General features: G+C 41.6%; 9 protein-coding genes and 1 pseudogene. All 10 read right to left on the bottom strand.

The genetic code is table 11. The annotated features are described in order from the left end of the window. Window positions 1-50 precede the first annotated feature (50 nt). Entirely contained in the window at window positions 51-2060 is a 2010-nt protein-coding gene (locus BM243_RS09195; RefSeq protein ID WP_278335454.1) for an alpha-glucosidase, read from the bottom strand. Next, on the bottom strand, window positions 2057-3838 hold the full coding sequence (locus BM243_RS09200) for a solute:sodium symporter family transporter (protein WP_074912079.1): 1782 nt from the start codon (window positions 3836-3838) through the stop codon (window positions 2057-2059). The genes BM243_RS09195 and BM243_RS09200 overlap by 4 nt, the downstream gene beginning before the upstream one ends. Window positions 3839-3885: 47 nt before the next feature. Continuing rightward, window positions 3886-4554, bottom strand: a complete 669-nt coding sequence (locus tag BM243_RS09205; RefSeq protein WP_347499605.1) for a DUF4867 family protein — start codon at window positions 4552-4554, stop codon at window positions 3886-3888. Beyond that, window positions 4551-5420 (bottom strand): NAD(P)-dependent oxidoreductase, encoded by an 870-nt coding sequence (locus BM243_RS09210; protein ID WP_074912081.1) that lies wholly within the window; start codon window positions 5418-5420, stop codon window positions 4551-4553. Before BM243_RS09210 ends, BM243_RS09205 begins: the two co-directional genes overlap by 4 nt. Before the next feature lie 11 nt (window positions 5421-5431). Continuing rightward, window positions 5432-6118, bottom strand: coding sequence for a transaldolase family protein (locus tag BM243_RS09215; RefSeq protein ID WP_074912082.1), 687 nt, complete (start codon window positions 6116-6118; stop codon window positions 5432-5434). Between the two features lie 18 nt (window positions 6119-6136). Beyond that, entirely contained in the window at window positions 6137-7462 is a 1326-nt protein-coding gene (locus BM243_RS09220) for a fucose isomerase (protein WP_074912130.1), read from the bottom strand. Between the two features lie 435 nt (window positions 7463-7897). Beyond that, entirely contained in the window at window positions 7898-9211 is a 1314-nt protein-coding gene (locus BM243_RS09225; RefSeq protein ID WP_177213496.1) for a M24 family metallopeptidase, read from the bottom strand. Window positions 9212-9457: 246 nt separating this feature from the next. Next, window positions 9458-11131, bottom strand: coding sequence for a hypothetical protein (locus BM243_RS09230; protein ID WP_074912083.1), 1674 nt, complete (start codon window positions 11129-11131; stop codon window positions 9458-9460). A gap of 98 nt (window positions 11132-11229) precedes the next feature. Next, window positions 11230-12657: an ATP-binding protein gene (locus BM243_RS09235; protein WP_074912084.1), complete on the bottom strand. Its 1428-nt coding sequence runs from the start codon at window positions 12655-12657 to the stop codon at window positions 11230-11232. Window positions 12658-12978: 321 nt separating this feature from the next. Then, window positions 12979-13743, bottom strand: a pseudogene (rbsB, locus tag BM243_RS09240) (ribose ABC transporter substrate-binding protein RbsB); the annotation flags it as partial. Window positions 13744-13790: the final 47 nt, after the last annotated feature.

Consider the following 13790-nt stretch of genomic DNA (forward strand, 5'->3'; position numbering starts at 1 on the left):
TTTTCCTCTTTTCTAAAATCTCCGCCTGAGATGATCTCAGGCGGAGTACTTTATAGTGTTCCAATTTTTTCGAATAATCCTTTGTAAAAAGAATTCTTACGGTAAAATACAGCTGGTTGGCCCATGGGCACTTCTATCGTATATACACCTTGCGCATATTCTTTCCCACTCCAAAGATGTATCCACTCATCCTCAGGCAGATAAACATCTCTAGTTTCAGCGCCTTCCAGATAGACCGGTGCGACTAAAAGATCTCGTCCAAGAAGGTACTGCGTCTGAAGCTTTTGAAGGTTATTGTCCTCATCATAGTGAAGGAAAAGCGGTCTTTGAACCGGAGTGCCCTTCTCATGATTCTCTTTCACAGCTTCTTTTAAGTAATCCTTCAAAGATGTATAGATGGTTGTTAGACGAGCAAGCTGCACCATCGTGTCTTCATCATTATAGAACTGAAAATTTGTCTCGGGTCGGTTTCCTTCATGGGTTCTCATCACTGGTGTGAATGCCCCCATTTCTGCCCATCTTAAGAACAGTTCTTTGGTTCTGAAGTTGTCAAACAGGGACGTATACCCTCCAATATCACTATGATTGATACCATTCCCAACCATAGCAGAACTTAACGTGCCACAGATGACTGATGCGAGGCCATCGTCTATAGAAAAATCTACAGACTGATCTCCTGCCCATAACAGTGGACAGTATTTCTGAGTGCCATTACCACCTGCTCTCATGAAGTATACAATCTCACCAAGTTTTCCTGATTCAACCACTGCATCATAGTTGCATTTCGCCCAAAGCACAGGCCAATGGTTGTGTTCGATCATTGCACTTTTCCCATTATAAAGCTTCAGATCCGTCGGCAGATACTCTCCAAAATCCGCCATCCAGCCGTCCAGTCCGAAATTAATGAGGTTCTTTTTGATGATGTCTTTAAACCAGTTGAATGCATCGGGGTTTGTAAAGTCCACTACGCCACAGTAAAACTCGCCAAAATCCACCAGATACTCCTGATCTTCAAAGGTCTTCGCAAAATAACCATTTTCAAATCCTTCTTGATAGAGAGCAGTGCCTTCTAAGATATAGGGATTGATGTATCCTAAGAAACGAATTCCCTTCTCTTTATACTCCTTCATCTTCTTTGGTAGGTCTGGGTACATTTCCTCATCCCAAACCCAGTTCCATCGAAGTCTTTTGCCAAAAGAAGTCACTTTCTTTCCTACCCAATCCTGACACCAAAGCCCTGAAACCTTGATTCCTTTCTCCAGTGCCTGTTCTAATATGCTGAAGCTTCTTTCGGTACCCCCTTGAGCTCCAATGATGAGTCCATTATAAACCCAGTCTGGAAGTTCGGGTTGACGTCCAAATTCAGCAGTGAGCTTCTCTAAAAGTGGTAAGTAACCATCAGCACTGACAATACTGATTTCTTCAGGCACTTCCCAAACTTCTATTTCATGGAAAGTTTTTTGTTTGAAGTTGAATTTAGAATATGCGGTTGAATGGACATGAACAAAATAGTGTCTGCTGGAAACATATGTAGGTTCTGGATAATTGGAGTTGTAGTAATCTCCGCCAGCTTTATTTTCTACATCGCTTCTCCAAGTGATATAGGTGTTCTTATTTCTGCCCACCCCAGGTTCCGATGTCCAGATGGGATAGTCTTTTCCTCTTAGGCTGAAATGACTCATCTGCTCACCGAGGCCATAAAGGTGCTCCTCTTCATCCGAGGATAGCCTGATCCAAAAACGGTTCAGAGCATCATCCAAACACTTAAACTTCAGCTTCATCTCTTCCTCTGAAATTTCCAGCCTCATTTCAATCATTCCAGCGAAATCGATGAGTATGCTCCCTTCATCCTCTTTGAGGGTGAAGGTACGAAGCGCCATGCGCTCCGTAACATAATCTTCAATCTTAAAGTTCCCTCTGTACATTTCTATATCTTCCTGACCAGTACCTATAAAAAGCATTGGATTATCATAGGTGTGGCAGAGGACCTGCTTTCCATTATGGACAACTTCAAATCCGTTTGTCCAGTGATTAATTCTCATTAGTACCTCCTGTTTCAAATGGCTTTTTTTGCTTCAGTATTGCTCGTTTCTGTAGTGAGTGATGCATTTTTTCTCTTCTTCTTCGCATACAGAAGCAATCCAACGGTCTCTAGGACCAGGGCCACTGTAACACCAAAGATAAAGGTGTTGTTTCTGTTCTCGGTGGCAATACCCAAGGGAGAGAAAATAATGTAATTATAGATCAGGAATGAGATCAGCCATATTGCGGTCTCGTTTTTATGCATCCAAGGCGTCATATCATAATTGTCGTCTCTTTTTACTTCATTCTGGAAGACAGCTGCTTCTTCTTTATTCGTTGTCACTACTAGAATGAAGATCATGATGATGAAAGAGATCGCATAGGTATGAATGAAGTTGATTTTCAAAATTCCTTCGGTGATTGGGCTGTCAATGAGTTTAAACCAGAACTTATATCCTGAGTAGAAGAAAATATGCCAGCCGATGGCAATCTTCGCTCCTTTCACAGAGCCAAATCTCGTGAACATACCAATGAGTACCAACGTGATAATCGGAATATTATAGAAACCTGTGAAGCTTCTTCCAAAATTATAAAGACCTGTGCTCAGTACTTGAAGAAATGGTGTGAAGCAAATGGCAAAGACTGCAAAGAGTGTTCCATAAAATTTTGCTTTCTTCACAAGATCTCGATCACTGATTTTCGGATTTATGATGGGCTTATAGAAGTCCAGCATAAATATGGTGGATGCAGAATTCAGGAAAGAATTGTAAGTAGATACAATAGCTCCGAACAGTGCTGCACAGAAGAGTCCTACAAGTGGCCAAGGAAGTACTTTTGCCACAAGGCTTGGATAAGCAAAATCATTCTGCTCCAATCCAGGAATCAGTCTGGATGCAATTACACCAGGGATTACCATAATCAGTGGCACCAGCATTTTCAAAAATCCTGAGAGAAGAACACCCTTTTGTCCCTCTTTGAGGTTTTTTGCGCCAAGCGTTCTCTGAATCAGCACTTGATTGGTTCCCCAGTAGAACAGGTTCGCAAGAACCATACCGGTGAAAATGGTAGCGAAAGGCACTGGATCTGACTGGCTGCCAATGGCATTGAACTTTTCCGGCGCATTATTCAGCACTTCAGCTATTCCCGCAAAAAACCCACCTCCTTGGGTCTGTCCCAGTACAATAAATCCAAATACAGGGATAAGAACACCACCTACCACCAACAGAATACCATTGATGGTATCAGATACCGCAACAGCTTTAAGACCACCAAACACAGCATAGGCTGCCCCAACAATGCCTACGAGAACAATGATAATGGTCAGAGACATCTGAGAACTGATGCCGAATATTTCAGGCAAATTGAATATCTGATTGAATCCGATGGCACCTGCGTAGAGAGTTACAGGAATTCCTACTACCAAATAGCCGATTAGAAACAGTAAGGACACAGCTCTTCTAACCCAGGTACCATATCTGTCTTCCATAAATTCCGGAAGGGTTGTATAGCCTTTTTTCAGATATATAGGCAAAAACAGGAATGCCATGACAATGGTAGCAACCACAGCGGTGGATTCCCAAGCCATACCTGACATGTTGAAACCGTAGGACTGGCCGCTGAGCCCTACCAGGTTTTCCGCAGAAAGATTTGTCAGCATCATGGAACCAGCGATAAATATTCCACTCAAGCCATTACCAGCAAGAAAGTAGCCTTTAGATGTAGTCTGATCATCTTTTGTCACAAGCTTCGATGAAACAATGCCCACCAGTGCGGTGAAAAGAACAAAGGTCAGTAGTGTAAAAAATAAGTGATTCATAATTCCCCTCCAATTATTATTGCCTTATTATATTTTATTAAGTGATACTAGTATTTCAGTTCTGTATTCACACCCAAAAGACCTGGAAATGCTCCTCTTTTCATCAAGGGTTCTCTATCTTTATGGGACAGGATCCATTTGTTCTTCATAAGAAGGAGAGTATCTCCTTCTTCCCTCTTTCGTACTGTTTTTTCAAGTGTTGTGTTGGTTCCTCTTAATAGGATCACAATGGTCTTGAACCCTGTATCCTCTACTTTGCAAGGTGAAAGATGAAGCGTGGTTTCATGCATTACCATGGCTTGCCCTTTTTTTGCAAAGAAGATTTCTGCTTTCTCCTGCTTATAACAGTTTCCCTCCAAGTCCCAGGTGTGCCCAAGAAAAAAGGCCTGGTCTGTTACTGCAATATTCACCTCGCAGCCCCGGTGATACTCAAATCCGTTCATCGTAGAGTTCACCCCATTGCAGTATCCGATCTGAATATCCATTCCCCCATAGAGATTGTCTCTGATTTCTTTATAGATGTCCATCTCTTCCATCTCCATAATCGAAGGAAAGTATACATTGCCTTCTTTGGGGATTTCTGTATGAGCCTCCATATATTGGATCAGTTCACTGAAGTCATAGCCTTTCAGCACTCTACCATAGGTTTTGAAATGCTCATCTTCTATAGAGTAAACCGGTCTGTCATTCACTCTTGTAAGTTTTTCCAGCATCATACGACCTCCAGATCTTTTGCTACCACTTTATAGGTCGCAGAAAAGTCTTCTTTCCCATATCCGCTTTCCAGTGCATTTTCATAAACTGCTCTTGAAACATGGAGCCCAGGCATGGAAAGTTCACTTTCCTCTGCGAGGACCTGACAAATCCCCAAATCTTTTGCCATATTCTCCACAGAAAAAGCAGTGGTGTAGTTCCCTTCTGCGATGGCTTTTGCTTTTCCGTCTAGATAAAAGTTCTGACCCCCTCCATAAGAAATCGCTTCGGCATAGGTTTCCACAGCAATACCGTTTTTCATCGCCAATGCGATGGTCTCATTGACCCCATTCTGAATTTCTGCAACCAACGTGTTATGGCATATCTTCATAATGAGCCCTTTTCCATTTTCTCCCATCCGAATGATATTACTGCCCATATAGGCCAATATAGGTCTGATCTTATGGAAGGTCTCTTCATGAGATCCTACATAGATGCCTAACGTACCTGAAACTGCTGCAGGCTTTGATTTCACAACGGGAGCATCCGCAAATTCTGCTCCTGTTTCTCTGACCATTTTTGCAATTTCTACAGATACAGAAGGATCGATGGTGCTCATATCAATGCATGTTTTTCCTTCCTTGAGCACAGGTAATACTTCCGTATACAAACTTTTGGAGTGTTCTGATTTGGGGACCATAGAGATTATGATATCTGCTTTTTCTGCAACTTCTTTTGAGCTTTTACAGGCTACGGCTCCTAAATCAGATAACTTCTTTACCTGACTTTCGATGAAATCATACACAAATACCTTTCCATCGTGTTTCTTGATGATGTTCTCACACATGGATTCCCCCATGATGCCAAGTCCAATGAATCCAATATTCATATTGTTCCTCCTTACTCTGTCACAGTATTATTCCATGCATCACAGAAGATTCCAACACCTTGTGTGGTGAATGCATGTTTGAAGCTGTCCAGATAAACATCCAGTCCTGCTGTAATAATGTCTGCTCCTGCTACCGCACAGTCCACCATTTGCTTCGGTGTTCTCACCGCTGCACAGATGATTTCTGTCTTTCCTTTATATCCGAAATTATCATAAATGGTAGAAATATCCTTGATATACTGTCTGCAGTCTTCTCCGTTCGCTTCCTTCCATCCGATGAATGGTGATACAAACATAGATCCGTTCTTAGCAGCAATAATAGCCTGAGCTGGAGAGAACACTAAGGTCAGATTGGTTCGAATCCCCTCTTCTTCCAGTTTTCTAGCTGCCGTAACGCCTCCCTCAATACAAGGAATCTTGATCACAAAATTCTCAGAAAGTGCAGCGATTTTTCTGCCCATTTCTATCATGTCTTTCGCATCTGTAAAATTTGGATCAATCTCCACTGAAACCGGGAACCTCTCTTTTCCTTCCAGATGGTTCTCCTTCAGCCAGTCTTTCATTTCCTCCAAAAAGGCATAGAAAGATTTCCCGCTGTTCATGACATGTTTAGGGTTTGTGGTCACTCCGTCGATACCAAAAGTATCGAAAGCATAACGGATCTCTTCAATTTTTGCGCTGTCCAAAAAATATTTCATTTATATATCCTCCTAGGTTTAATAATTACATATTTCGATTTTTAATAATTTTGCGAGCATTTCCAGCTCTTGTTTCACATCTTTATAGATTACAGCGAAGTGTGGTTCCCACCCCTCTTGAACACTGTTCTCTACAATCTGCTTTGCATTCTGCTTTGTTTTTACAACAACAGATGTTCCATAAAACTGCTTTGGTTTGTCTAAAGCTTCTCCATTTGCAATGAAGAATCTGAAGCTTCCATCTGGCTTTCTTCCCACTCTAAAGATGGTGGCTTCTTCACATGGTTTACATCCAAACTCCATGGTTGGTCCGATTTTTCTGTTTGGATGCACTCCTGTTTCTGGCCCTAGATCTTCTCTGGCTAGAGAACATGCGGCAGTTCCGCAATGCCAATAGGTTATGGAGTTCTCCTCTACATTTAGAGAAACTGGATCTCCAAAGAACACCGGCTGCTCTGAAAGTTCCATGCCGATAAACATGGTCACTGCCCCATAAATATCCGCTTCACATGCGGCCGCAATCTTATTGTCGTTCAGAAGTCCAAGCACTCCACATACTGGTGTCCCATAGTCTACAAAATAGTCTGGCCAGCACCTGGATGCGATGGCTTTTATTCCATTTGCTTCGATGTAATCCTTATAGGCTTTATACAGCTTATGATGAGAAAGGACATTCTCCTCTGGAAGAAGCTGAATATTTTTCATCTTCCTTTCTGATTCATTTTTTTCATGAGTGGCATCTTCATCCTTCATTTTTCTTGCCTTGTCCATAAGCTCTCTTGCTTCCACAAAGTGAAGCGTTGATCCAAAAACTCTTGCAAGGTCACTATCCAGCGCTGCGCCAAACCCGAATCCTTGTGGAGTATGTCCAATGCTTGCTACTTGAAGCGATTTAAGTTTATATTTCATTTCAGCTGCCTTGTATGCGGCGTTTAATGTCTTCTTCACTTCCTCTTCTTTTGGAGAACCGATGACATACTGAAAATCTGTTCTGCCCATCTGATGAAAGAGGTTTGCTGCCGAGTAAGCTCCAGTTAAAGAATTAAGGCGAAGTCTTGTGCCATCTACCACCGGTTCTTTCAGCGTCCAAAGAATTACTGGACAGTTGATATGCTGCACAACCATCTGTGCATAAGCAGAATTTGCAAAGGTCAAATTCTGAAGAACGATGAAGTCCGGTGAAATGGAACCAAGGTAAGCTTTCAGGTCATTTAATGTAAGAAGGGGCTTCTCAGGCACCAGGACATCTTCACTGATTTCTCTGAGTACTTTTACAGAATCATCAAATTGAATCTGTGCAGCTTCCAGGTCAAACGTAGGAACCCCTATCGGAATGTAAGCCATTTTTATCAATCTTTTGTTCCTCCTTATTAATTGATTAACTTTATTAATTAATTATACAAGTAGAGTTTACTTAAATTTGGAATCGTTGTCAACATAAATATTAAATATCAATCTTTCTTCATACAGAAGGATAATAGAACTCTTTTCTTCTATTTTGATGCTCTGAGTGATGGGCTCTATGTTTATGCGGATATCAACAGCATTGGATCAAGTGCTAATTTATTTCCTCAGCATTTTTTTCTGCCCGTCAATCTACTATGGTGCCCCCTATATCCTCTTCACTTCTTCTTCCTTCTCTACCTCTTCTCTGCTGTTAGGTTTTTGGGGCATGGTAGAAATTTATTCATTTTAATTTGATATTAGGTATACATAAAAAGGATCTGGTGCGTTGTATGATAACGCGCTAGATCCTTCTCTAATGATTTCTCTATGGGGTTAGTCTTCTCTTCTAATCACAAAAGCCTTGTCTTTATTCAGCATGTAGGGCCGATATAGACCTGTGATGTTTGATAAAGGAAGCACTTCCGGTTTCAGTCTTATGTTGAGCTTCTCCTCCATGAATTTTCTTCTTGCCATGATCCTGCCGTATACTTCCGGATAGAGCGCTTTAATCTCTTCCCTCAGCTTTTCATCGGCAATGGCAATCCCGTCTTCACAGTTTGGCGCAGCATATTTCTTTTCAAGAAATGGAATGATGTCCATCTGAAGCATCATACCGCTTTTGATCGTAATCTCTGATCCTTCATAAACAGGAGAAGACATCCATTCTTCCGTAGAAATGAGATGGCCGGGATTGAGAAACCATCCATGAATATTTCTAGGATAGGTGTCTTTCACCATCTGATAGATTTCTGACCCTTTGACGCCAATTTGCATATTCTCATACCAGTTGACCATGACGGTGAAATAAGGTTTCGCGATTTTATCCAGAAAATCTCTGGATTCTTCTGGAAGGTCCTTTTCTGAGTATACTGCAAAGCCTCTTCTATTACTCTGCCCTCCAATAAGTCCCATGGACACCTGAAAGCGGTCTCCTAGCCTCAGTTTATTGGTGGTTGGGCTAACCATTCCAAAGTCCATACGCTCCCCTGCCAGCACTTTCGGAAATAAGGATGTGGGCAGAGACCCAGAAGTGCTGTACTGTGATACTTCGATTTCTGTGAGGCCCGTCCGGGTATGACGAAGCATATTTTGCACCGCATCAGAGGCATAGGCTGCTCCAAACTCAAAGTATGCGATGTCGTGGGCTGTGTTTATGACACGAAGTCCATACTGGGGATCAATAAAGAGATCCGTGACATTTTCTAAAGATCCTTCTCCTGTGACCTCCTTCACCTTATCCACAATAAAGGACGGTACATCAAAGTCCTGTCTTGTGCCAAAGTCTGGATATAGAAGTTTCCACACTGCCATACCCATCCGGACATTGGCATCCACACCTATATACTGCAAAATTTCCTTCAGAGTCTTATTGTCATGGATGGGCTGATTGGGAAGGGAAAATGTATGAAAGAGAATGCCTTCAGTGGGGATTCTGCTCTGCTTAGCCATGCCAAGACACTCATTTCCCAGAAGTGTGTAAGATTTCCCACTCTGGTCCACTATTAAAAGTGCTTCTTCAAATCGTGGGCCATACCCTGTGAGATACTCAAAGTTCCCATAATGTTCCCGGTCTGCATAGATCATAAGATACTTCAGATTTCTCTTACTCATCTCCTGAAGTGTTCGCTTCAGACGATTATGATACACATCATCGGGCAGAACCTGCTGGATGCTGGATGCTGGGTGATGGTATGCTAGGGTCTTCTACTACTTCATAGTCAATCTGGTTTTCTGTAATCAAAAATACGTTCCTCCGTAAACTTTACTATTCTCTACTAGTAAACCCTATAATATATGAAATTGTAGATGGAAAGCTCTTTAAAATACTCTTTGGATGTTTTTGTATCGGTTCATTGCATGAAAGACCAAAAACATTCTTGGGCTTCTTTAAATTCATACACCGACTTCATAATATGGATCCAGCTCTTCCTTGAATGCTCTTCTTCTATAGTATTTTTTCTTATAGAACTCTATGAGTCGCCTTTTCCCGTTCTCTTCCCCTCGGGATTCCATCACTTCTCCCAGCATAGCCACAAGAAGCGCTGCCTTATGATAACTATGTCGGAAGGAGCCTCCTACAATTCCCTCTACTCTCTGTTCCACTTCCGTCTGAACCCAGGATAAATAACGACTGCTTTCTTCCTCGCTGAATCTATAAATCTTCTTCCAATTCTCAAACAGGATTTGATTCCAGTCTTCATTTATGCTGTACATACCAAGTTTACAGCATGTATCTTGAAACATATTCAATCCCGCTTTTTGAAGCCTCTGTCCGTCATAGAGCCCAAGAAGAAATAGTGGCACGATAACCCCTTTGGGATCTCTCGTCCATCCTAAGGATCTGGATATGCCTTTATACTGCTGATAGATGGATTCCCAGTCGCCTGAAAGAAAGAGGATTGCATCTTTTTCTTTCAGCGATATCTGGTTCCTGCGCCACTGCCCCGCTTCTTTAGGAACTTCTTTCTCTGATTCGATCCAGAGGTTTTCTGCATATAGGGCTGCTTCCTTTAGCATTTCTCTGTCTTCAGTGACACCACAGAGCTCCAGAAAATGGAAAGCGGTGGTGTTGGAATAATAAGTCTCTTTTATGGCATATTGATAGAGTTCTATCTGACCCAAGTTCTTAGCAGCATTTGCTGCCTTTTGTGCAATATTTCCACGGATTTCAAGACTTCTTGGCAGGTTCTCCAAAGCCCAAAGGGCACTTTGTAGTGCTTCATCGTTCCTCTTCTCTTCTTGGAGCACTTCACAAACCTTAAGATGCAGCAGCGGATGCTTCTCCCCGCTTTTCTTTGCCACAGCGGAAAAGTAGTCTGAGTCTCCCAAAAGAAGCGCTGCATCTGCCATAAGAATCGCAGCTTCATCCGCTTCTATGTCTTCAAGATAGATCATGGACACGGATAAGAAGGTATCAATCCCTTTCACCTCTTCTGGTCCTGCGGTGAAGATCTCTTCCAGCGTGAACTTAAGGTAATGGTTTCTCAAAAGTACTCCATAGATCTTCTGAACCCGAGTCTCGCCTTCATAGGTTTGGTAATAAAGATATAAAAGCTTCAAAAAAGCCTCTTTGCGTTTCACGCGGATCACCTCTTTATCAATGAGTTCTTCTAAAGAGAACATCACAAACTCCTCATCCTCTTCAGAGTACGCATAAAAATCCAAAAGGAGTAACGGTTCAAGGAGACTTAAGGCATCTTTATACTGCATTCTTTGGTTCAAGTCCAGCGCCAATGCATAATATTTCTCAAAGGCTTTCGCAATGCCATACGCATCGCTGAATACCTCCTCATACTCATCATCGTAGGGGGAGAACTGATAATCAATATAAGTTTCCACATCAAAGTGCATACTTCCATCCTCAATTTTTTGACACCAAGTTGCAAATTCCTCATGATCAATTCTCAGATCCTTCTCCAAGGCGTTCCCAGTAAGAAGATGTAGGTATTCTTCTCTTCGTTCTTCTGCTACCTGCAGCAGAAGATGCCGCAAAAGATCATCTTTCCGGCTTTCCTTCATGGCTTTCATCTCTTGTTCAATCCTTTTCGCATACTCTAGATAATTCATAAAACTCTCCCTGATTCTATTAATTCATAGATTTATAATCGTACTCACGCGCTCATGTGAACATCAATAAGAAATAGATTGCATGAACATCAGTTTCTTCATGAATAATACTTTTGAAATTTACTCTTTGGTTTATCCGGTAAAGTCATTTTTATTTGCCCATCATCGATTAAAGGTGAAATATAAGTTTTTATAAAATAGCTGGGTGCTTCAAACCCAAATCTCTTGGCGAGCTCTTCTCTTGTCCTAGGTGTTCTACAGTACTCTAGAATATCCTGGTGAAGCCCAGAGCTTTCATCTTGAGAACTTTTCTTTTTGTAGAAAACCACCTTAAATACACCACGTCTATCTATGAATACAGGCGCAGGCATATTAAACTTTTTTAGCTCCGCAATAACCGTCGGGATGCCAGAAAATCGATTCTCAGTATCTATCATAATTTCTAGCGCACCTGCTAAGTATGGATTTCTCGTATCTGCTGCTGCCTTCCCCAAATCATCAATGGTAATTCTTCCATAAAGTCCACCAGGGTTCTCTAACTCCAGTCTATCTTCATACATGATAAGCCTTATTGGCGAACGTTCTGTGTGAACACTATAGTCTCTGTGTATCAGTGCATTTAGCACTATTTCTCTAACTGCTTTCATAGGATATTCCGGTTTATCCGCCCTAGTCCCTTCATCAGTTACAATGGTCATAACCTTCATATTCCTTCGAACAAAAGCTAATGTGCTTTCGAGCATCTGAGATACGGTGCCTTCAATTCGCTTATTGTCTATAAATCTTTCTCCAGAATCGCCTAGTTCTCCCATCTCTGTTCCCTGTACCACCATTGCTGTGACGCTGAGCTGTGGAAAAAACTCTTGGGGATATTCACCAAATAATATGAGTCCAGCCAATGTAGGCAACTCATTTTGAATTATACCTTGGGTCTCTAGTACTCGCTGATCATCAAGATTGGAGAGATTGTTTTTTTGTCTGCGTAAATTTAATAAATACTCGGTAATATTATCTCTCTTAAGATTAGATAGAGTTGCCCGCTCGACAGTCCGGATTTCATCATGTATTTTCCTCTTAAAGGCTTCATAACTATATATTTCATATTCAGTCATTGGCTGATCTGAATCACCTACACGAATATAGGATCCTCTAAGCCTTCCGGCACCTTTATAGAAACATGGCTTATCGTAAATGTCGCACTCTGATATCTCTGCACTCACAACCAGTTTTCCTTCAACTGTTGCAACTGTAAAAAGAGGTCTCACGACTGGTTCCATTTGTAAAGACTGTTCCACTATTTTTTTTTGAAGGTCTTGAGCATCATAAACCCCTACTACCTTATAATCAGAGTCTTCATCAATCCCAAAAATAATAATTCCGCCACCAATCTGGTTGGAAAAGCTAGATAGTGTATCATAAAGTCTAGTCGGTATTCCACCTGAGGCTTTCTTCAGTTCTATATGTTGCTGCTCACATTTCTCTAAAGTAACTTTATGGACTAGTTGAACCAGTTCTTCTTCTAACATTTATCTCCCTCCTTCTCATCTACAATCATACTATAGTCTTGTGTAAAATCCAACTTTTTAAGCAAATTATATTTATTTTAATCAAATTTCTTCTTTTTACTTAAAATATAATTATTTTAGGCAAATATTAAGCAAATTTACATGAATTTTTTTCTTTGATTTCAATATGTTTCACAAGAAATCTTCTTATGGACTCTTACTATCCCCATAGGTAATGTCGTGTATGCTGAGCATTGCTATTCTGATGCAATAAAAGTCCGGATGGAGCAATAATTCTTCTCCATCCGGACTTCTACAGACTTCTTTGATTTTAAATTACAATTACTTCTTGGTGACCAACTGTAGATTTACAGGGATGGTTTTCTCCACAGATTCTCCATTGATGACCTTCATGGCGTTCTCAACACCCAGTGAACCAATCATCTTTGGCAGCTGCTCTACCGTTGCAGCCATGGAACCATCTTCTACTGCTGCTTTTGCATCGGCTGTGGCATCAAAACCTACCACAAGGATGTCTCTTCCAGAAGCCTTGATGGCTTCAAGAGCACCCAGCGCCATTTCATCATTATGAGCAAAAACTGCATCGATCTCTGTCTGAGCCTGCAGGATATTCTCCATAACAGAAAGTCCTTCTGCACGGTCAAAGTTTGCTGTCTGACGGGCTACTACTTCAATATTTGTTCCTTCCAAAGCCTTGTTGAACCCTTCGCCTCTGTCTCTTGCAGCAGAAGCACCTGGGATACCTTCCAGTTCTACAACCTTACCTTCTCCACCCAGCTGCTCTACGATAAACTCTCCAGCAAGAACACCACCAGCTACGTTGTCAGAAGCAATATGCGCTACTACTTCTCCACCGTTGGCGCCTCTGTCCAGAGTAATCACGGGAATGTCCGCAGCATTGGCAGCTTCCACTGCACTCTTTACCGCATCTGAATCTGTAGGGTTAATGAGGATCAGGTCTACCTTCTGGTTGATGAGGTCTTCCACGTTGGACATTTCAGTGGCTGAATCATCCTGAGAGTCTAAAGTAATGAGTGTTGCACCCAGCTCGGCTGCTTTTACTTTGGCCCCAGCTTCAAGGGTGTTATTAGTTTGGTTGGAGTCCTCCTAATAAATGTAATAGGAATTTTTAT

The sequence above is a fragment of the Proteiniclasticum ruminis genome, from assembly GCF_900115135.1.
GTDB lineage: Bacteria > Bacillota > Clostridia > Clostridiales > Clostridiaceae > Proteiniclasticum > Proteiniclasticum ruminis_A.

Excerpts from the sequence above, each read along its gene's own strand:
- BM243_RS09200 (WP_074912079.1), bottom strand. The coding sequence starts at position 3,838 with ATGAATCACTTATTTTTTACACTACTGACCTTTGTTCTTTTCACCGCA.
- BM243_RS09205 (WP_347499605.1), bottom strand. The coding sequence starts at position 4,554 with ATGATGCTGGAAAAACTTACAAGAGTGAATGACAGACCGGTTTACTCT.
- BM243_RS09210 (WP_074912081.1), bottom strand. The coding sequence starts at position 5,420 with ATGAATATTGGATTCATTGGACTTGGCATCATGGGGGAATCCATGTGT.
- BM243_RS09215 (WP_074912082.1), bottom strand. The coding sequence starts at position 6,118 with ATGAAATATTTTTTGGACAGCGCAAAAATTGAAGAGATCCGTTATGCT.
- BM243_RS09220 (WP_074912130.1), bottom strand. The coding sequence starts at position 7,462 with ATGGCTTACATTCCGATAGGGGTTCCTACGTTTGACCTGGAAGCTGCA.
- BM243_RS09230 (WP_074912083.1), bottom strand. The coding sequence starts at position 11,131 with ATGAATTATCTAGAGTATGCGAAAAGGATTGAACAAGAGATGAAAGCC.
- BM243_RS09235 (WP_074912084.1), bottom strand. The coding sequence starts at position 12,657 with ATGTTAGAAGAAGAACTGGTTCAACTAGTCCATAAAGTTACTTTAGAG.